The organism is Streptomyces sp. NPDC048417, assembly GCF_040651615.1.
Taxonomy (GTDB): domain Bacteria; phylum Actinomycetota; class Actinomycetes; order Streptomycetales; family Streptomycetaceae; genus Streptomyces.
This window is the reverse complement of record NZ_JBEZKI010000012.1, coordinates 1-21,123: the sequence shown is the minus strand read 5'-3', so window position 1 is coordinate 21,123 and position 21,123 is coordinate 1. Positions and strand designations below refer to the sequence as shown.

8 protein-coding genes are annotated in these 21,123 nt (G+C 73.9%); 1 reads left to right on the top strand and 7 read right to left on the bottom strand.

The features are described 5' to 3' along the window. Positions 1-4: 4 nt before the first annotated feature. From AB0D59_RS19855 to AB0D59_RS19825, 7 genes are all read right to left on the bottom strand, one after another. Complete coding sequence (locus AB0D59_RS19855; RefSeq protein WP_362566686.1) at positions 5-12,907, bottom strand: type I polyketide synthase; 12,903 nt, start codon at positions 12,905-12,907, stop codon at positions 5-7. A 346-nt stretch (positions 12,908-13,253) separates the two neighbouring features. Continuing rightward, positions 13,254-14,495, bottom strand: a complete 1,242-nt coding sequence (locus AB0D59_RS19850) for a cytochrome P450 (protein ID WP_362566683.1) — start codon at positions 14,493-14,495, stop codon at positions 13,254-13,256. A 371-nt stretch (positions 14,496-14,866) separates the two neighbouring features. After that, positions 14,867-15,736 carry a carbohydrate ABC transporter permease gene (locus AB0D59_RS19845; protein ID WP_362566681.1) on the bottom strand — a complete coding sequence of 290 codons (870 nt, stop codon included), beginning with the start codon at positions 15,734-15,736 and terminating at the stop codon, positions 14,867-14,869. Continuing rightward, positions 15,733-16,698 (bottom strand): sugar ABC transporter permease, encoded by a 966-nt coding sequence (locus tag AB0D59_RS19840; protein ID WP_362566678.1) that lies wholly within the window; start codon positions 16,696-16,698, stop codon positions 15,733-15,735. Before AB0D59_RS19840 ends, AB0D59_RS19845 begins: the two co-directional genes overlap by 4 nt. After that, positions 16,692-18,002, bottom strand: coding sequence for an ABC transporter substrate-binding protein (locus tag AB0D59_RS19835; RefSeq protein ID WP_362566675.1), 1,311 nt, complete (start codon positions 18,000-18,002; stop codon positions 16,692-16,694). Before AB0D59_RS19835 ends, AB0D59_RS19840 begins: the two co-directional genes overlap by 7 nt. Beyond that, positions 17,999-18,982 carry a GNAT family N-acetyltransferase gene (locus AB0D59_RS19830; RefSeq protein ID WP_362566672.1) on the bottom strand — a complete coding sequence of 328 codons (984 nt, stop codon included), beginning with the start codon at positions 18,980-18,982 and terminating at the stop codon, positions 17,999-18,001. Before AB0D59_RS19830 ends, AB0D59_RS19835 begins: the two co-directional genes overlap by 4 nt. Next, positions 18,979-20,211 (bottom strand): DUF1343 domain-containing protein, encoded by a 1,233-nt coding sequence (locus AB0D59_RS19825; RefSeq protein WP_362566669.1) that lies wholly within the window; start codon positions 20,209-20,211, stop codon positions 18,979-18,981. The genes AB0D59_RS19830 and AB0D59_RS19825 overlap by 4 nt, the downstream gene beginning before the upstream one ends. A 361-nt stretch (positions 20,212-20,572) precedes the next feature. On the opposite strand from AB0D59_RS19825, the gene AB0D59_RS19820 reads away from it, so the two are divergent. After that, positions 20,573-20,887: a hypothetical protein gene (locus tag AB0D59_RS19820; RefSeq protein WP_362566666.1), complete on the top strand. Its 315-nt coding sequence runs from the start codon at positions 20,573-20,575 to the stop codon at positions 20,885-20,887. Positions 20,888-21,123: the final 236 nt, after the last annotated feature.

Genomic DNA, 21,123 nt, shown 5'->3' with positions numbered 1-21,123 from the left:
CCCTTCAGTTCGCGCCGAGTTCGCGGTCGATGAGGTCGTACATCTCCTCGTTCGACATCGGGTCGAAGTCCTCCTCGTCGCTGCTGAAGTCCCCGCTGAAGTCCCCGCTGAACTGCGAGAGCATCGCCCGCAGCCGCAGTTCGACGCCGGCTCGGTCGTCGTCGGCGTCCGCCCGGGACAGCCGCTCGGCGAGCCGGTCCAGTTCGGCGAGGAGGGGTGGTTCGGGGGGCGCGAGCCGAGTGCGCAGGTATGCGGCGACCGAGGCCGGGGTGGGCTGGTCGAAGACGAGGGTGGCCGGCAGCGCCAGGCCGGTCGCCTCGCCGAGCCGGTTGCGCAGTTCGATCCCGGTCAGCGAGTCGTAGCCCAGGTCCCGGAAGGCGTGGTCGGCGCCGATGGCGGCCGCGCCGGAGTGGCCCAGCACGACGGCCGCCTGCTCGCGTACCAGCCGTAGCAGGGCGCTGCTGCGTTCGGTGTCCGACAGCCCGGCCAGCCGCTGTGCCCAGGGCGAGCCTGACGGCTGCGACCCCGGTTCGGACGGGCCGTCCAGCACGCGCCGGGCCTCGGGGATCTCGGCGAACAGCGGCCTGCTGCGGGCCGAGGCGAACAGCGGCATGAACCTGGCCCAGTCGACGTCGGCGACCGACAGCCCGCTCTCGGCGCGTTCGAGGACAGTGCGGAGTGCGTCCAGCGCCGGTCCGGGGGCGATCAACGGCAGGCCCTGGCGGCGCAGTTGGTCGGCGTCGACCCCGTCGGGGAAGCGGGCGCCGTCCCAGACGCCCCAGGCCACCGAGGTGACCGGCAGACCGGTGGCGCGGGCCTGCTCGGCGAGGGCGTCGAGTTCGGCGTTGGCGGCGGCGTAGGCGCCGTGGTCGCCGCTGCCCCACACCCCGGCGATGGAGGAGTAGAAGACCAGGGCGTCCAGTTCGGCCGGGTCGAGCAGTTCGACGAGGTGCCGGGCGCCCTGGACCTTGGCGGTGAGGACGTCGGCGTACTCGGCGAGGTCGGTGTCGGGCAGGGCGGCCAGCCGCATCAGCGCGGCGGCGTGCACCACCGTGCGTACCACCTCGCCCTGCTCACGCAGCCCGGCCAGCAGGGCGGCCACGGCTGCCCGGTCGCCGATGTCGCAGGCGTGCGCGGTCAGCCGGACACCGAGGCCGTCGAGTTCGGCCGTCAGTTCGGCGATCCCGTCGGCGCCCGCGCCGCTGCGGCTGACCAGCACCACGTGCCGTACGCCCTGCGCGGCGAGCCAGCGGGCGACCTCCGGGCCGAGCGCGCCGGTGCCGCCGGTCACGAGCGCGGTGTCCCTGGCCTGCCAGTCGCCGGCCGCGCCGCCGTCGAGCGGGGCGCGCACCAACCGCCGTAGCAGCGTGCCGGATCCGCGTACCGCGAGCTGGTCCTCCTCGCCCCAGCCGCCCGCGAGCGCTGCGCGCAGCTGTTCCAGCGCGGCGTCGTCGAGTTCGGCGGGCAGGTCGATGAGGCCGCCCCAGAACCCCGGGTGTTCCAGCATCGCCACCCGGCCCAGGCCCCATACCTGGGCGGCACTCGGTTCGCGCAGCGGATCGCCGGCGCCGGTGCTCACCGCGCCGGAGGTCACCAGCCACAGCGGGACGGCCGCGTCCAGATCGCCGAGCGCCTGCAGCACCGCCAGGGTGGCGGCCACCCCGGCGGGCACCACCGGGTGGTCCGGATGCGGGCGGCGGTCGGCGGCCAGCAGGGACAACACCCCGCGTGGGGTGTGCTCGGCCAGCGCGCGGCGCAGCAGGTCGGTGAGTTCGGTGCGGTCGGCGTGCCCGGTGTCCACGGTGACGGTCCGCACCGGAAGGCCGCCGGTGAGCGTCTTCAGCCAGTCCTGCTCGGCGCCGGAGGCGGGCACCAGCGCCAGCCACTCGCCGTCCGGTCCGGTGTGCTCCGGCGGGCCCGCGGGCCGCCACTCGACGCGGTAGCGCCAGGTGTCGGACCGGGGTCCGGCCTGCTCGGCCAGCCAGTACCAGTGGTGCTGGAAGGCGTAGGTGGGCAGGTCCACCCGTCGGGCCCCGGCACCCTCGAACACCTCGGCCAGCCGTACCCCGGCGCCGCGCACCTGTGCCTCGGCCAGCGACTGGGCGAAGCGCGGCCAGCCGCCGTCGTCGCGCCGCAGCGTGGCGAGTACGGCGGCCCGCGCGCCGGCGGCGTCCACCGTCTCCTGCACGCCCGGGGCGACCACCGGGTGCGGGCTGATCTCGATGAAGGTGCCGATCCCGGCGTCCAGCGCGGTGCGCACCGCGTCGGCGAACCGGACGGTCTGACGGAGGTTGGTGTACCAGTACTCGCCGGTGAGTTCGCGGGTGTCCAGCCGCTGCCCGGTGACCGTGGAGTACAGCTCGGTGCGCGCCGCCCGTGGGCTGATCCCCGCGAGCAGTTCGGCCAGGCTGTCCTTGACGGCGGTGACCTGGGTGGAGTGCGAGGCGTAGTCCACCGCGATACGGCGGGCCCGCACCCCGCGCTCCTCGCACGCGGCCCGCAGCTCTTCCAGGGCGTCCGGGTCACCGGAGACGACGGTGGAGGTGGGGCTGTTGACCGCGGCCACGCCCAGCCGGTCGTCGGTGCACAGGGCCCGCACCTCGTCGGCGGGCAGTGCCACCGACATCATGCCGCCCTTGCCGGACAGTGCGGTCAGCGCGCGGCTGCGCAGGCACACCACCGCGGCGGCGTCGGCCAGGGACAGGGCCCCGGCCACGCAGGCGGCGGCGATCTCGCCCTGCGAGTGGCCGATCACCGCCTCCGGTTCCACGCCGTACGAGCGCCACAGCGCGGCCAGCGACACGGTGACCGCGAAGGTCACCGGCTGCACCACGTCCACCCGCTCCAGCGTCGGCGCACCCGGCAGGCCGCGCAGCACGTCCAGTACCGACCAGTCGACGTACGACTCGATCGCGGCGGCGCACTCGGCCAGCCGGGCGGCGAACACCGGCGCGGTGTCGAGCAGTTCCAGCGCCATCCCGGCCCACTGCGCGCCCTGTCCGGGGAACACGAACGCCACCCGTCGTGCCCCGTCGGCCGCGGTGCCGCGCACCACACCCGGGACGTCACGGCCCTCGGCCAGCGCCCGGAGCCGCTCGCCGAGTTGCTCCGGTCCGGCGGCCAGGACGACCGCGCGATGCTCCAGCGCGGCCCGGCCGGCCATGCTGGACCAGGCGATGTCCCGCACCCGGTCGCCGGGGTGCTCGGCGATGTGCGCCGCCAGCCGTGCGGCCTGCTCCCGCAGCGCGTCCGCGCTCTGCCCGGACACCGCGACCGGCACCAGCCACGGCTCGATGTCCTGTCCGCCCTCAGTGGACGCGTCTGCCTTCGCTTCCGCCTCCGCCTGTTCGATGACGACATGCGCGTTGGTGCCGCTGATGCCGAACGAGGACACCCCGGCCCGGCGCGGGCGGCCGAGCTCCGGCCACGGCCGCGCCTCCGTCAGCAGCCGCACCTCACCGGACGCCCAGTCCACGTGCGGTGAGGGCTCGTCGACGTGCAGGGTGCGGGGCAGCACCCCGTGCCGTATCGCCTGCACCATCTTGATCACCCCGGCCACTCCGGCCGCGGCCTGCGCGTGCCCGATGTTGGACTTGACCGACCCCAGCCACAGCGGATCGCCGGCGCGGTCCCGCCCGTAGGTGGCCAGCAGCGCCTGTGCCTCGATCGGGTCGCCCAGCGGCGTCCCGGTGCCGTGGCCCTCGACCGCGTCGACGTCCTGCGCGGAGACTCCGCTGGCGGCCAGCGCGGTGCGGATCACCCGTTCCTGGGAGGGGCCGTTGGGGGCGGTGAGGCCGTTGGACGCGCCGTCCTGGTTGACGGCCGAACCGCGCAGCAGGGCCAGCACCCGGTGGCCGTTGCGGCGCGCGGCGGAGAGCGGTTCGAGCAGCAGCAGGCCGACGCCCTCGGACCAGCCGGTGCCGTCGGCGGCCCCGGCGAAGGGCTTGCAGCGTCCGTCGGCGGCGAGGCCGCGCTGCCGGGAGAACGCCGTGAACGTGGTCGGCTCGGCCATCACCGTCACACCGCCCGCCAGGGCCAGCGAGCACTCACCGGAGCGCAGCGCCTGGGCCGCGAGGTGCATCGCCACCAGCGAGGAGGAGCACGCCGTGTCCACGGTGACCGCGGGCCCCTGCAGACCGAGCGTGTAGGCGACCCGACCGGAGGCGACGCTTCCGGCGGTGCCGGTGAGCAGGTGCCCTTCGACGCCCTCGGGCAGCTCCCGCAGCCCGGTGGCGTAGTCGTGGTACATCACGCCGGTGAACACTCCGGTCTGGCTGCCGCGTACCGAGGACGGGTCGATCCCGGCCCGCTCCAGCGCCTCCCAGGCGGTCTCCAGGAGCAGCCGCTGCTGCGGGTCCATGGCGAGGGCCTCGCGCGGCGAGATCCCGAACAGCCCGGCGTCGAACCGGCCGGCGTCGTAGAGGAAGCCGCCGTGCCGGGTGTAACTGGTGCCCGGGTGGTCCGGGTCGGGGTCGTACAGGCCGGTGACGTCCCAGCCCCGGTCGGTGGGGAACCCGCCGACGGCGTCGCCCCCCTCGGCCACCAGGTCCCACAGGTCCTCCGGGGAGGCGACCCCGCCCGGGAAGCGGCAGGCCATGCCGACGATGGCGATCGGCTCGTCGGCGGCCACCACCGGGGCGACGGCTGCCGGGGTGCTCGCGGCAGTGGCGTCGCCGACGAGTTCGCCGCGCAGGTATCCGGCGAGTGCGGCGGGGGTGGGGTGGTCGAACACCACGGTCGCGGGCAGCCGTACACCGGTCGCCCGGCCCAGCCGGTTGCGCAGTTCCACGGCGGTCAGCGAGTCGAAGCCGAAGTCCTTGAACGGCCGGTCCGGTGACAGCCCGCCGGCGTCGGAGTGACCGAGCACCACCGCGGCCTGGGTGAGCACCAGGTCCTGGAGCACCCGCAGCGGCTCCCCCTCGGCCAGCCGCCGCGGCAACCCGTCGGCGCCGTCCGCCGGAGTCTCCGTGGCGGCGGCGCGACGCACCACCGGCACCAGTGCGCGCAGCACCGGCGACAGCACGCCCTCGGCCGCCCGCTCGCGCAGCGCCACCGGGTCCAGGCGGGCGGCGAGCAGCACCGGGTCGTCCAGCGCGATGGCCGTGTCGAACAGGTCCAGTGCGGTGGCGGAGTCCAGCGGCACGACACCGGCGCGGGCCAGCCGGGCCCGGTCCGTGTCGGCCATGCCCTCGGTCATACGACTGCTCTCGGCCCACAGCCCCCAGGCCACCGCGGTCGCGGGCAGCCCGGCGGCCCGGCGCTGGGCCGCCAGCCCGTCCAGCGCGGCGTTGGCCGCCGCGTAGGCGGCCTGCCCCGCGTTGCCCAGCGTCCCGGCCACCGAGGAGAACAGCACGAACGCCGTGAGTTCCGGGCCGGTCAGCTCGGCCAGGTGGCGCGCGCCGTCCACCTTCGCCCGGAACACCTCGGTCACGCGTTCGGGGGTGAGCGCGGCCAGCACGCCGTCGTCGAGAACCCCGGCGGCGTGCACCACGGCGGTCACCGGATGCTCGGCCAGCAACGCGGCCACCGCGTCCCGCTCGGCCACATCACACGCCACCACCGCCACCTCGGCACCCAACTCGCCCAGCTCGGCGGCGAGTTCTTCCATACCGGGCGCGTCACCGCCCCGCCGGGAGGCGAGCACCACACCACGCACCCCGTGGCGCTCCACCAAGTGCCGCGCCACCAGGCCCCCGAGCGTCCCACTCGCCCCGGTGACCAGCACGACGTCCTCAACCGACCAAGGAACGTCCCCGGCCGCCTCCGTCACCCGCGCCAGCCGCGGGACGAACACCCGCCCCGCACGCACGGCCAGTTGGGCCTCCCCGGTAGCCGCCAGCCGGGGCAGCAGCGCCTCGGACGCGGGCTGGCCGTCCGTGTCGACCAGGACGAAGCGGTCCGGGTTCTCCGTCTGCGCACTGCGCACCAGGCCCCACACCGCCGCCGCATCGGGGTCGACCGGCTCGCCCGGACCGGTGGCGACCGCCCCGCGCGTGAGCAGTACCAGCCTCGATGCGGCGAACCGCTCCTCGGCCGGCCAGCGCTGTGCCATCGCCAGGGCGTCGGTCACCCCGGCCACCGCAACACCCACCACCGCGGGTACCGGCCCGTCCGGATCCAGGTCCGAGAGCCACGCCCAGGCCCCGTCCTGTGCCGGGGACGCCGACGGAACCCAGCCGGTGCGGTACAGGTGATCCCGGCGGCCTGCGGCGAGTTGCTCGGCGCCGACCGGGCGGAACGCCAGCGAGTCGATCGCCGCGACCGGGTTGTCCTCGGCGTCGGTCACGGTGAGGGAGACTGCTCCCCCGGCCACGGGGCGCAGCCGCACCCGCACCGCGGTGGCACCGGTCCGGTACAGCCGGACCCCGGTGAAGGCGAACGGCAGCCCGATGGTGGCCGTGTCGTCGGCCGGGACGGCCGCGTGCAGTGCCGCGTCCAGCAGCGCCGGGTGCAGTCCGTACGCTCCGGCGTCCGCCGACGCCGGTTCGGGCAGGGCGGCTTCCGCGAACAGGTCCTCGCCGTGCCGCCACAGCCGGCGCAGGCCCTGGAAGACCGGCCCGTAGCCGTAGCCGAGCCGGGCCAGTGCCGGGTAGCGGTCGGTCAGGTCGACCGGCGTGGCGTCCGCCGGCAGCCAGTCGCCGGTCGCCGGCGGGGATGCCGCTGTCATGCCGAGCCTGCCGGTGGCGTGGTGGATCCACTCGGGGCCCTCGCCCGGACGGGAGTACACGTCCACGGCGCGGGCGCCGTCCTCGCCGGGCGCGCCCAGCACGACCTGTACCCGTACCCCGGCGCGCTCGGGCAGGGTCAGCGGCACGTGCACGGTCAGCTCCTCCAGCACCCGGCAGCCCGCCTCGTCCCCGGCGCGCACGGCCAGCTCGACGAAGGCCGTGCCGGGCAGGACGGCGGTGCCGAAGACGGTGTGGTCGGCCAGCCAGGGCTGCCGCTGCCGGGACAGCTCACCGGTCAGCAGCAGCTCGCCCGTGGCGGCGACCGGCGCGGCGGCGCCCAGGAGCGGGTGGGCGGTGGTGTCCAGCCCGAGCCCGGCGAGGTGCGTGCCGGCCGCCGGGGTGGGCAGCCAGTAACGCCGGCGCTGGAAGGCGTAGGTGGGCAGCTCTGCCCGACGGCCCTGGGCGCCGAACGCGGCGGTCCACTCCACCCGGACCCCGCGTACCTGCGCCTCGGCCAGCGACCGCAGGAACCGGCCGGGGCCGCCCTGGTCGCGGCGCAGCGAGCCGACCACCGCGGCCGTGCTGCCCGCCGCCTCGACGGTGTCCTGGACGGCCGCGGTCAGGATCGGATGCGGGCTGGTCTCCACGAACACGCGGTGCCCGGCGCGGTCCAGTTCACGGATCGTTTCCTCGAAGCGGACGGTCTGGCGCAGGTTCCGGTACCAGTACTCGGCGTCCAGGCTCGCCGTGTCGAGCCGTTCGCCGGTCACCGTGGAGTAGAAGGGGATCTCGGCGGTGTGCGGCTCCAGTCCGGCGAGCCGGTCCAGCAGTTCGGTGCGGATGCGTTCCACCTGTGCGGAGTGCGAGGCGTAGTCCACCGCGACCAGCCGGGCCCGCGCGCCTTCGGCGGTCAGCTCGGCTTCGAGTTCCCGGAGGGCTCCGGGTTCTCCGGAAAGGACCACCGCCGCGGGCCCGTTGACCGCGGCGACCGACACCCGCCCGTCCCAGCGCGCCAGCCGCGGTTCCAGTGCGGAGATCGGAAGCGCCACCGACATCATCCCGCCGGCACCGGACAGCGCGCCGAGCGCGGCACTGCGCAGGGCGCTCACCTTCGCGGCGTCGCGCAGGGACAGCGCCCCCGCCACACATGCGGCCGCGATCTCCCCCTGCGAGTGCCCCACCACCGCGTCCGGCTCCACCCCGAACGACCGCCACAACGCCGCCAACGACACCATCACCGCGAACGACACCGGCTGCACGACGTCCACGCGCTCCAAAGACGGCTGACCCGCCTCCCCCCGCACCACCCCCAGCAGCGACCAGTCCACGAACTCGTCCAGCGCCGAGGCACATTCGCCCATCCGCTCCGCGAACACCGGCGAGGAGTCCAGCAGTTCCACCGCCATGCCCGCCCACTGCGCACCCTGACCCGGAAACACGAACACCGTGCGGCCGTCGACGTCGGCGACCCCGCGCACCAGGCCGGGCGTCTCCTCGTCGGCGGCGAGGGTGCGCAGGCCCCGTACCAGATCCGTGTGGTCGGTGGCGGTGAGCACGGCGCGGTGCGGCAGCGCGGCCCGGGTGGTGGCGGCCGCGCGGGCGACGTCCGCGAGAGCCGCGCCCGGCTCGCTCTCCAGGTGTGCGGCCAGCCGTGCCGCCTGCGCCCGCAACGCGGCCGCGGTCTGCCCGGACAGCACCACCGGGACAGGACCGGACCGCAGCACCGGCACCGGACCGGACCGCAGCACCGGCACCGGACCAGACCGCAGCACCGGCACCGGACCGGACCGCAGCACCGGGTCCGGACCGGACCGCAGCACCGGCACCGGACCAGACCGCAGCACCGGCACCGGACCGGACCGCCGTACCGGGTCCGGTGCCGACGGGTGTTCCACCGGCACCGCTTCGGGCGCCTGTTCCACGATGACATGGGCGTTGGTGCCGCTGATCCCGAACGAGGACACCCCGGCCCGGCGCGGCCGTCCGCGCTCCGGCCAGGGCCGCTCCTCCGTCAGCAGCCGCACCTCACCGGACGCCCAGTCCACGTAGGGCGAGGGTTCGTCCACGTGCAGGGTGCGCGGCAGCAGCCCGTGCCGCAGCGCCTGTACGACCTTGATCACGCCCGCGACCCCGGCGGCGGCCTGGGTGTGCCCGATGTTCGACTTCAGCGAGCCCAGCCAGAGCGGGTCGCCGGCGCGGTCCCGGCCGTAGGTGGCCAGCAGCGCCTGGGCCTCGACGGGGTCGCCCAGGGTGGTGCCGGTGCCGTGCGCCTCCACCAGGTCCACGTCCGCGCCGGACACTCCGGCAGCGGCCAGCGCGGTGCGGATCACGCCTTCCTGGGCCGGGCCGTTGGGGGCGGTCAGGCCGTTGGAGGCGCCGTCCTGGTTCACCGCCGAGCCGCGCAGCACCGCCAGCACGGGGTGGCCGTTGCGGCGCGCGTCGGACAGCCGTTCCAGGACGAGCTGACCGGCGCCCTCCGCCCAGCCGGTGCCGTCGGCCGCCGCCGCGAACGACTTGCACCGCCCGTCGGGCGCGAGTCCGCGCTGCCGGGAGAACTCCACGAAGATGCCCGGCGTGGGCATCACCGTCACCCCGCCGGCCAGCGCGAGAGAGCACTCCCCCGACCGCAGCGCCTGGGCCGCCAGATGCAGGGCCACCAGCGACGAGGAACACGCGGTGTCCACGGTGACCGCGGGCCCGCGCAGTCCCAGGCTGTAGGCGATGCGGCCGGAGGCGACGCTGGCCGTGGTGCCGGTCAGCACATAGCCGTCGAGGCCGTCGGCGCCCTCGTGCATCCGGGGGCCGTAGTCCTGCGCCATGACCCCGGAGAACACGCCGGTCGCGCTGTCCCGCAGGGAGAGCGGGTCGATGCCGGCCCGCTCCAGTGCCTCCCAGGAGGTCTCCAGGAGCAGCCGCTGCTGCGGGTCCATGGCGAGGGCCTCGCGCGGCGAGATACCGAACAGCCCTGCGTCGAACTCGGCGGCCCCGTAAAGGAATCCGCCGGTGCGCGCGTAGCTGCGGCCCGGCCGTTCCGGGTCCGCGTCGAAGAGCCCGTCCAGGTCCCAGCCTCGGTCGGTGGGGAAGCCGCCGATCGCATCGGTGCCGGCGGCCACCAGGTCCCACAGGTCCTCGGGCGAGCCGACCCCGCCGGGGAACCGGCAGGCCATCCCGACGATCGCGATCGGCTCGGCGGCGGGCACAGGATCCGCGAGCAGCCTCTCGGGTCCGGGGTCCGACGCTGTCCCGGCGGCCAGTTCGGCGGTCAGGTGTGCGGTGATCCGTTCGGGGGTGGGGTGGTCGAGTACGGCGGTGGCGGGCAGCCGTACCCCGGTCACGTCGGCCAGCCGCTGTCCCAGCTCCACCGTCATCAGCGAGCCGAAGCCCAGGTCCTTGAACGGACGCCGCATGTCCAGCTCTTCGGCGGAGTCCAGCTCCAGTGCCGCGGCCACCTCGGCGCGCACCAGCGCGCGTACCGTCTGCTCCCGCTCGGCCGCGGGCAGCCCGGCGAGTCCCGGGTCCGGCCGGGCCGGCGCCCCGGTCTCCGCCGCGGCCGGTACGGCGGGTGCGGCGGGGGTCGCGACGCCGGTGGCCGTCACCCCGGCGATCCAGTGCCGCCGTCGCTGGAAGGGGTAGGTGGGCAGCGGGATCCGCCGGGCCCCGGAGCCGTCGTAGAACCGTGCCCAGTCCACGGGGACACCGCGGGTGTGCACCCGGGCCACCGCGGTGAGCAGCGATCGCAGGTCGGGGCGTTCCCCGCCGGCCATCGCGGAGACGAACGCCACGTCCTCGGGCGCGCTGCCCGGGCCCATCGCGCACAGGGTGCCGTCCGGGCCCAGCTCCAGGAAGGTCCGGGCGCCGCCGGCGCAGGCGGTGGCGACGGCGTCGGCGAACCGTACCGTGCCGCGGGTGTGCCGGGCCCAGAACTCCGGCCAGTCCAGGCCGGTGACGTCCAGTTCGGCGCCGGTCAGCGAGGAGATGACCGGCAGGGCCGGGGGCCGCCAGTCGATCCGGGCGGCGGCCGCGCGCATCCCGTCCAGGATGCCGTCCACGTGTGCCGAGTGGCTGGCCATCGGGACCTGGATCCGCCGGGTGCGCCGGCCCCGCGCGGACCAGCGGTCCGCGATCGCCAGCGTGGTGTCCTCGTCCCCGGAGAGGACCGTGGCGGTAGGACTGTTGAGGGCGGCGATCGACACGAGTCCGCCGGTCGCCTCGACGTCCGGCAGCAGCTCCGCCTCGGAGGCCTCGACCAGGATCATCGCCCCGCCGGGCGGGATCTCCTGCATCAGCCGGCCGCGGGCGGCGACCAGCGCGCAGGCGTCGGCCAGTGACATCGCGCCGGCGACGTGCAGGGCGGCCAGCTCGCCGAAGGAGTGGCCGAGGACGGCGTCCGGGGTGATCCCCCAGCTCTCCACCAGCCGGTACAGCCCGACCTGGACGGCGAACAACGCGGGCTGGGTGCAGGCCGGTTCATCGAGCAGGGCCGCGTCCGCCGAGCCCGCCTCGGCGAAGACCACGTCCAGCAGTGGCCGCGGCAGGTGCGGGCGCAGTTCCGCGGCGACGGCGTCCACGGTGGCGGCGAACACGGGATGGCGCCGGTAGATCTCCCGGCCCATGCCCGGCCGCTGGTTGCCCTGCCCGGCGAAGAGGAACACGGTCCGCCCCTCGACGGCCGTGCCGCGCACCACCCGGGCGTTCGCCGTGTCCCCGGCCAGCGCCGTCAGGAGGCCGGGCACTTCGCCGGCGGACTCGGCGACCAGCACCGCCCGCCGCTCCAGCGGGCTGCGCGTGGTGGCCAGCGAGTAGGCCAGGTCCACCGGAGACTCCGCCGACTCGCCCACCAGGCCGGCCAGTTCGGCCAGCGCCGCCGGGGCCCGTGCGGTCAGCGGAACCAGTACCGGACCGTCGTATCCCTCGCTGTCGTGATCCGGTGCCGGGCGGGGAGCGAGCGGCTCGGTGAGCACCAGGTGGCAATTGGCGCCGCCCATGCCGAACGAGCTCACCCCGGCGAGCAGCGGGCCCTGAGTGGCGGGCCACGGGCCGGTCTCGGTGACCACCCGCAGGCCCAGCTCCGTCAGCGGGATCCGCGGGTTGGGGGTGCGGAAGTTCAGGCTGGGCACCAGTTCCCGGCGCGACAGGCAGAGCACCGTCTTGAGCAGTCCGGCGATGCCGGCCGCGCCCTCCAGGTGCCCGATGTTGGTCTTCACCGAGCCGACCAGCAGCGGCCGCTGCCGCTCGCGCCCGCGTCCGGCCACCGCGCCGAGGGCCGCGGCCTCGACGGGGTCGCCCAACGGCGTTCCGGTGCCGTGCAGTTCGACGTAGTCCAGCTCGGCCGGGGACACCCCGGCCGCCGCGCAGGCGAGGCTCAGCACGTCCTGCTGGGCCTCCTGGCGGGGGGCGGTCAGCGAGTCGCCGCCGCCGTCGTTGTTGACAGCACTGCCCCGGATCACCGCGTGCACGGTGTCCCCGTCGGCCTGGGCCGCCGACAGTGGCTTGAGCACCAGTACCGCGCCGCCCTCGCCGCGCACGAACCCGTCGGCCCGCTCGTCGAAGGTGTGGCAGCGCCCGCCCGGTGAGATCGCGCCCAGTGCCCGGGTGACGTCGAAGCCGTCCTGGGTGAGGTTCAGGTTGACACCGCCGGCCAGCGCCACCGTGCACTCCCCCGCCGCGAGCGCCCGGCAGGCCAGGTGGACGGCGAGCAGCGCGGAGGACTGGGCGCTGTCCACCACCAGGCTGGGGCCGCGCAGTCGCAGGGCGTAGGAGACCCGGTTGGCGATCATCGCCCGGTTGCGTCCGGTGGCCGAGTGCGGGCTCAGCCGGGCGCCGCGCAGCGTCGCGTAGTCGTCGTAGGTGGCGCCGACGTACACCCCGGTGCCGCCTTGGCGGTCGCCGTCGCCCGGGACGATCCCGGCGTCCTCGAAGGCCTCCCAAGCCAGTTCCAGGACCAGCCGCTGCTGCGGGTCCAGCACGGCCGCCTCGCCCGGGGAGACGCCGAAGAACCCGGCGTCGAAGGAGTCGACCTGGTCGAGGAAGCCGGCCCGTACCGGTTCGCCGGAGGGCAGCACCGGTACCGCCGGGCCGTCCGGGTGGCAGCGCCGTGGACCGGGTTCGCCCAGCGCGTCCCGTCCGTCGCGCAGCAGCCGCCAGAACTCTGCGGGGTTTCCCGCCCCCGGCAGCCGGCACGCCAGGCCGACGACCGCCACCGGTTCCTGGTCGGCGGCCTTGCCCACTCGGTCACCCACGCCGGTCTCCCCCTCCACGTCGTCTCATCGAGGACACGTCTGATCCGCCCGGCAGTCGGTGTTCCGGACGTCCACGGTTGCGCTGTGCCACGGGCAGGCCTGAGCGGTCTCCTGGCCTCAGGGGCCTCTTGCACTCACCCGGCGTGTTCGGCCGGCGGGCATGCCGCAGGCCCGGCCCGGGGCAGCACCGGGCCGATCGGATTGCGGGCGGAGCGCGGACCGGCTTTCGGGCACCGGTCCGCTTCAGGCTGCCGCGGTCACCTCGTCGTGACCGTCGTCCCCGGACCCGCCGCACTGCGGCCGGGGTGAGGGCGTCCGCCGTACGCGGCGGGACACGCCGGCCCGCCTAGGCGAGGACGAACTCCACAGGCACTCTCAGGGCCACCGTGTGCTTGCTGTTGTTGGCCCAGGGCACCGGACCGGTCAGCCGTACCTCGGCGACCCGGTCGAGCAGCACGCCGAACAGTGTGCGCAGTTCGATACGGGCGAGGTCGACCGCTAGGCAGCTGTGCGGTCCCTGGCCGAAGGCCACGTGCGGGTTGGGGTTGCGGCGCACGTCGAAGGACATGGCGTCGTCGAACACGCTCTCGTCCCGGTTGGCCGAGGACCACCACAGGGTCACCTTGTCGCCGCGGCCGATCCGTACGCCGTTGAAGGTGAAGTCCTCGGTGGCCGTCCGCCGGTTGTACGGCGTCGGCGTGGACCAGCGCATCATCTCCTCGACCGCGCCGTCCAGCAGCGAGCGGTCGGCGCGCAGCGCCTGCCACTGTTCCGGCCGTTCGGCCAGGGCGAGCAGGCCGACCGCGATCACGTTGCGGGTGGGCTCGCTGCCGGCCAGGGTCAGCAGGTTGACGAACACCTCGCGCTCGTAGTCGCGCAGCGGCGGTTCGCCCTGGCCCTCCGGGAGGTCACCGGCGGCGATCACGGACAGGAAGTCCCGGGCCGGGTCGGCGCGCTTCTGGGCGACGAGCTTGACGCCGTACTGGTACATGGCCAGGAGGGAGGCCTGGCTGCGGGAGGAGGCCTCGCCGGACTCGCGGTCCTCGTAGCCCATAACGACCTCGGTCCAGTCGACGAACTGCGGCCAGTCCGCGCGGGGGATGCCCATCAGCGCGGCCATGACCTCGACCGAGTACCGGCCGGCCACGTCGTTCTGGAAGTCGCAGGAGCCCTGCTTGACGACCTCGTCGATGATCGTCTCGGCGCGTTCGGTGATGGTCGGGGCAAGCGCCTCGAGGACCGGGCCGGTGACCGACGGGCTGACCAGGTCGCGCAGCAACCGGTGCCGTGGGTCGTCCATCATGTTCAGCATCGCGCCGGAGTAGGTGCCGGCGGGCAGGTCGTCGAGGTGGGTGCCGCCGCCCTCGCGGTCGCCGCCGCCCTGGGAGGACAGCAGCGGATGGGCCGCGGCTTCGACCACGTCGGCGTAGCGGGACAGGACCCAGAAGTTCTCGCCGTCGCGGGTGCGGCCCGGCGGGTGGAGCAGGATCGGTGCTTCCCGGCGGAGCCGGGCGAAGACATCGTGCGGGAAACCGGCGCCGAACCGGTCCTGGTCGCTGAGATCGAACCCGCCGAGAACCGCGGGCAACTCGCTTGGGGAAACCTCGGTTGCGCTTCGTGATAAGGGGAGGGCGGGCTGTTCCAATGACATTAGCTCTCCATTTTTTGCACTGACGTATCGAGGGACGTCAAAAGCAACATCAGTGTCACCCGATCGTGGAATTGACGTCAAGCGGGTCTTGAAGAAGTTGGGCTGACGCTGGGATGTCCTTTAGGCAGGACCGCCAAGGAACGTCCCTGGCCAGGGCAGTTGAGGCCGCTCGCCACAAGGGGGGCGCTCGAACTGTTGCATGGTGCAGGCGTACCGCACGACCGATGAGAGAACAAACCCCCCAGGGACAATCCGCTGTGCTACGACAAACAGCGTATCGACACCACGATCTGGGTAGGATGCGCGGTTCACTTGAGGCCGCTGAGCATCACACCACGGATGTAGTGCTTCTGCAGCAGCAGGAAGAGCACCAGGACCGGCAGGGTGCTCAGGACCAGGCCGGCCATGACGATCGGCGTCGTACGAGTCGGGTCGACGTAGTCCTGGAGGAGCTGGATGCCGACGGGCAGGGTCATCACGTCCGGGTTCGCGGTCGAGACGAGCAGCGCCCAGATGTACTCGTTCCAGGCGTCGACGAAGGTCAGCAGTCCGAGGGTGACGAGGACCGGCTTGGTCTGCGGGACGACGATCCGCCACCACACGGTGAACTCCCCGGCCCCGTCGATGCGGGCGGCCTCCAGCACCTCGTCCGGGATGGAGACCATGAACTGGCGCATCAGGAAGATCCCGAAGCTGCTGACGAGGAACGGCATGGCGAGCGCCGCGATGCTGACGGTCAGCCCGGCGCCGCCGCGCCCGAACAGGTCGTTGCCGCCCGCCAGCGGCCAGTGCACCAGGATCAGGAAGTGCGGGACGAGGAAGAGGAACGGCGGGAACATCATCGTCGACAGCACCAGGCGGAAGACGAGGTCCCGGCCGGGGAAGCGGAGTTTGGCGAGCGCGTAGCCGGCGAGTGACGAGGTGACCAGCACCGAGCCGCTGATCACGGCCGTGGCGACGACGCTGTTGCGGAAGAGCACCGGCAGATCCAGCTGGTGGACCGCCGCCCGGTAGTTGGACAGGTCGAACGCCTCGGGCAGGAACCGGTAGGGCAGCCTGCCGGCCTCGTCGGCGCCCTTGAAGGACGTCATCACCATGTCGAGGAACGGCACCACCGTGAGCACGGCGCCGGTGACGACCAGCAGATACGACAGCCAGGGGAACCGTCGGCGGTTCACGCGTCCTCCCCTTTGCGCCGGAAGAGCCACAACTGGACCAGCGTGACCGCGAGGACCACCGCGAAGAGCACGAAGGCGGCGGCGCTGGCGGTGCCCCAGTCGCCGTACGAGAAGGCCTGCCGGTACATCTCGAGGGCGGCCACGTCGGTCGCGTCCCCGGGGCCGCCCTTGGTCATCACGATGATCAGCGCGAACGACTGGAGGCCGGTGAGGAACTGGGTGATGCACACGAACAGCAGGGACGGCCGCAGCAGGGGCAGCGTGATCCGCCAGAAGACGGTGACGGGCCCGGCGCCGTCCAGCGCGGCGGCCTCGTAGTACGACTGCGGGACGGACTTCAGCCCGGCGGTCAGGACGAGGATCGCCGAGCCGACCGAGGCCCATGCCTGGACGACGACGACCGCGGGCAGCGCGGTGTCCGGGTCCTGGAGGAACGCCACCGAGCCGAGCCCGAGGGCGTTGAGGACGCCGTTGACGAGGCCGCCGGGTTCGTACATGTACTTCCAGACGTTGCCGACGGCGACGACGGTCGTGACGATCGGCAGGAAGTACAGCGTGCGCCACAGCCCCTGGAACCGGAGCTTGTCGATACAGGTGGCGACGAGCACGGAGCCGGCCAGCGCGAGGGCCACGGTACCGAGGGCGAACAACAGGGTGTTGGTGAGGACCGGGGTCAGGAACGTCGCCCCGTCCGCGAAGAGACGGGCGAAGTTGTCCGGTCCGACGGGGTCGATGTCGCCGAGGTCGAAGCCCGCCCAGCGCGACATGGACAGCAGCAGCGCGAAGCCGAGCGGCAGGGCGAGGAACACGGCGTAGAACAGCAGCGTCGGGGCCAGGAAGAGGTACGCGACGACGGCCTGGCGGCGCCGGTGCCGGTCGCGTCCGCTGCCGCGGACGCCGACGGCGGACGGATGGCGGGCCGCCCGTTCGGCCGCCTCCGCTGTCAGGGTGGCGTTCACCATGCGTGCGACACCTCCTGGTCGACCTGGCGGCGGGTGGTGCGCAGGGCCTCGTCCACGGACTGCTGGCCGGTCCACAGCGCCTCGATGTTCTTGCGCAGCAGCGACTTGGCCTGCTGTGCGCCCGGCCCGTTCGGCTCCGGCACCGCGTAGGCCAGCGCGTCCAGGAACGGCCGCAGGTTGGGGTCGCCGCCCGCGCCGAGGAGGGTCCGCATGTCGTCGGCGCGGCCGGTCAGGGAGCCGACGGACACCTGGAGGGCGCTCATCCGGGTGGCACCGCGCACCTTCTCGGTGTTGAGCCAGCGCAGGAACTCCCAGGCCTCGCGCGGATGTTCGCTGGTGGTGTTGACGCCGAGCATGAACCCGGTGGAGAGCGTGGCGCGCCGGCCGTCCGCCTCCGGCAGGGGCACCGGCGCCACGCCGACGTCGCGATATGCCTCGCCCATCAGGGACTTGAGGTTCGCGGTCCACCACCCGGCGCTGATCACCATGGCGACCTGCCCGGACGCGAACGCCTTGTAGACGTTGACGCCGGGGTCGCTCGCGCCCTTGGCGACGAGGCGGTGCTGCAGGTCGAGCACCGCCCGGCCGGCGGGCGAGTCGATGGCGGTGCTCCGGCCGTCCGCGCTGACGAACCGTCCGCCGGCGGCGTTGAGCAGCGCGAGGGTCTGCCCGACGGTCGTTGAGTCGTCGTAGGTCGACAGGCCGAACCCCTGGACCAGGGTGTTGCCGTAGCCGTCCCGCCGGGCGGTGCGGTATGCCGTCTGCTCCAGCTCCCGCCAGGTGCGCGGAGGTCCGTCGACGCCGGCCTCGCGCAGCAGCCGTCTGTTGTAGTAGAGGGCGTACGTCTGCGTCTCGGTGGGGTAGCCGTAGACCCGGCCCGCCACCGACGAGGAGCCGACCGCGGCGGCGCCGTAGCCGCGCCTGATCTCCTCGGCATGCCCGGCCGGGGCCGGCCGCAGGACGCCGGCCTGGACGAGCTGGCCGTTCCACAGACAGTACGGCTGGAGGATGTCGGCGCCCTGGCCCGCGGCCTGGCGGACCATGAACGTGGTCAGCAGGTCGGTGAACTCGACGGCCTTGGTCGCCACCTTGACCCGGTCGTGGGTGGCGTTCCACTCGTCGACCGGGCGCTGGAGGGCCTTCTTGAGTTCCCCGCTGGCGTAGTGGGAGAGCAGGGTGAGGACGACCGGGTCCCCGGGCCGCCCGGTGCCCCGGGACGGCGCGGTACAGCCGGTCGCGAGCAGCGCGGCGGGCAGGGCGAGCGCGAGGTGACGGCGGCTGGGCCGCCCGGCCGAGGGTGTCATCCGGCGGACGCCTCGCGGCGCAGCACGCGGAACACCCGGGTCGTGGTGAATCCGGTCTTGCGGTAGAGGTGGCCGGCCGGCGACTGCGCACCGGTCCACAGGAACCACGCGGAGTGGGCGCGCAGGGCCCGCATCCGTTCCAGGACCAGGTGGAGGAGGACCTCGCCGAGTCCGGTGCCGCGCATCTCCTCCAGCACCCCGATGGGGCCGAACCGTTCGTCCACCGAGTCGAACGCGCCGTGCATCGCCCAGCCGACCATACGGCCGGCCGGGTCGCGGGCGACGACGATCCGGTCGAGCGGTGTGCCCGCGGCCAGACACGCCCGGATCGTGCACGCCCAGTCCGGGCCGAAGTGGTGCCCGGCGAGCGCGAGGAGATCCACCAGGTCGTCGTCGGCCGGGGTGGCGAACCGGTATCCCTGCCCGGTGAGTTGGTCCAGTCGGTGGGTGACCTCGTCCGGGAAGCGGTAGCCGACCAGGACGCGGTCCATCGCGGCCGCCGCGTACAGCGTGCGGAAGCCCAGGGACTCCAGGAGCCCGGCCGCCTCCGGGTAGGCCTCGGCGTCCAGTCCCGGGAACACGTAGTTCGGGGTGTACGACGCGAAGTCCACCCGGGTACGGCCGTGGCCGTGCAGCCAGTCGAGGGCGTCGGTCAGCAGCCGGCGGCCGAGGCCGCGCCCGCGGGCGGCCGGGGCGACGAAGAAGAACGGGATCCAGCCCTGCTCCGGCTCCAGGTCGGTACCGGCCATCGGCGTCAGTCGCCGCACCGCGTAGGCGGCGCCGACCACACGGTCACCGTCGACGGCGACCCGCAGCCCTTCGGGATCGAAGTTGGGGTCGAGCAGCACCAGGGTGCGGAAACGGTCCGGGGTGATGGGGTCGGCCGGTGCGCTGCGGCGCCAGGCCTCCACCACCTGGGGGCCGTCGCCCGCACGAAAGCCACGGATTCCGGCCGGGGTTGTCGTCGTGCGGTCGGTCATCGACACGATCGTCCTTCCGGGCAGGTCGGTTCCGCGGGATAGAGCAGTACGTCGTCGCCCGCCCACCGGCCGGGCGGGGCCGGCGGATCGCACAGCGGCAGCGGGTCCTCGCCCGCGTCGACGGTCCTCCGCAACCGGTCGGAGCCCCACAGCAGGTCGACGAAGTGCCGGTGGCCGGTCCCCTCGGCGCCGCTGTCGACGGTGTGCCAGGCGAAGTCGTCCGGGTACAGCCGGCGGAGCACGGCGAGCATCGCGACGGCGGTGCGTACGGGGGCGAACGCCCCGCGGTCGGTGATGTGCAGCTGGACTCCGCGCAGTGGCAGTCCGGCGTGCTTGTGGAAGGCCGGTACGTAGCGCAGGTCGCGGAAGTGCACTCCGGGCAGGCCGAGTTCGGCGAGCGCCGGTGCGAACCGCGCGTCGAGGTAGGGGGCGCCGACGATCTCGAAGGGCTGCGTGGTGCCGCGTCCCTCGGAGAGGTTCGTCCCCTCGAACAGGCAGGTGCCGGGGTAGACGACGGCGGTCGCGGGCGTCGGGATGTTCGGCGAGGGGGCGATCCACGGCAGGCCGGTGGCCTCGGCGTCCATGGCGCGCTGCCAGCCGATGGCCTCGATCACCGTCAACTCGACGGAGCGGCCCGCCATTCGGGGCACGGCGGAGGCGTTGAAGTGCCGGGCGAGTTCACCGCAGGTGACGCCGTGCCGGACGGGGATCGGGGCGCGCCCGACGAAGCTGGCCCACGCCGGGTCCAGAAGCGGGCCCTCACTGACGAGTCCGCCGAGCGGATTCGGCCGGTCGGCGACCACGAACCGGACGCCGGTGCGGGCCGCCGAGACCATCAGGTCGAACATGGTCCACGCGTAGGTGTAGAACCGGGCCCCGATGTCCTGGAGGTCGTACACCAGGGCGTCGACGCCGCTGTCGATCAGCAGCTTGTCGAGCCGTTCGCCTTCGCACCGGTAGGTGTCGTACACCGGCAGGCCGGTGTCGGGGTCGGACCTGACCGCCTCGGACTCGCCGGCCTGGCCGGTCCCGTGCAGGCCGTGTTCGGGTCCGAACAAGGCGGCCAGCGGAGCGCCCGCCGCGAGCAGCGCGGGTGCCGCCGGGCGCAGATCGGGGAGGACTCCGGCGTGGTTGGTCACCAGTCCGAACCGCCCGGGCCCGGCAAGCCCGGGCGAGTCGTGCAGTCGCGCGATCCCGGTCGTCACCGCGACACCCTCGTCCGTGCTCATCCCTTGCCCCGTCCGCCGGTGACACCTCTCGCAAGCAATGGTCGGGAATTTACTCTTATGTCCCGCATTTAGCGTCAATGAATCGCCGACGGTTCCCGCGCCCGCTCCGCCGCACACGCTCGGGTGACCGGTACGACCAACCGCCTTGACGGTTGCCGCACTTACTCTCGCGCCCACCGTCCCGCCGGCCGGCCCGGAGCGTCACGGCACGTCGACGGAGGTCCCCCGGACGTGGGACGTTTCCGTGTCGTCGGGGCGTCCGGGCGCGGTGACAGTGTGTGATGGCGACGGGCCTCGGTCTCCCCGTCGATTCCGGCGTCGCCCTTTTTCACTGTTCGCACCGCTCACGAAGGACATCACGATGCGCCTCAGCCGTCCGATCACCGCCGTTCTCGGCGGGATCGCCCTCGCCGTCATCACCATGGGTCCGGCCGCCGCCGCCGACGGGACGTTCGTCTGGGTGGGTCCCAAGGGCAAGGCGTACGCCATCCAGAACCCGCCGGACCGCAAGTGCCTGGACCTGGCACAGGAGGCGCGCGGTCCGCAGAACGCCACGAAGAAGGCACTCGTCGTCTACAGCAAGCAGAAGTGCAAGGGCACCGCACGCCGGGTCCCTGCCGGGCACTCCGCGCCCAGCAGCGTCCACTTCGCGAGCGTGGTCTTCAACCCTCGCTAGACGCTTCGCCGCAGGCGGCGTGACGTGCCGTTGTCCGGCTGCGGCTCCGTCGCGGCGGGGCCGCATCGCGGTGCGGCCCCGCACCCCTTCGACGCGCCGCCGAGCCGCAGCCGACACCGTCAGCCGCTTGGGCCACGCGCCGTCCACCCCCGAGCGGGGGGGGGGCCCCCCGCGATCCACCACCCCCCCGCCGGCGGCGGGCGGATCCCCGCGACCCCCGCCAACCGGGTCTGCGG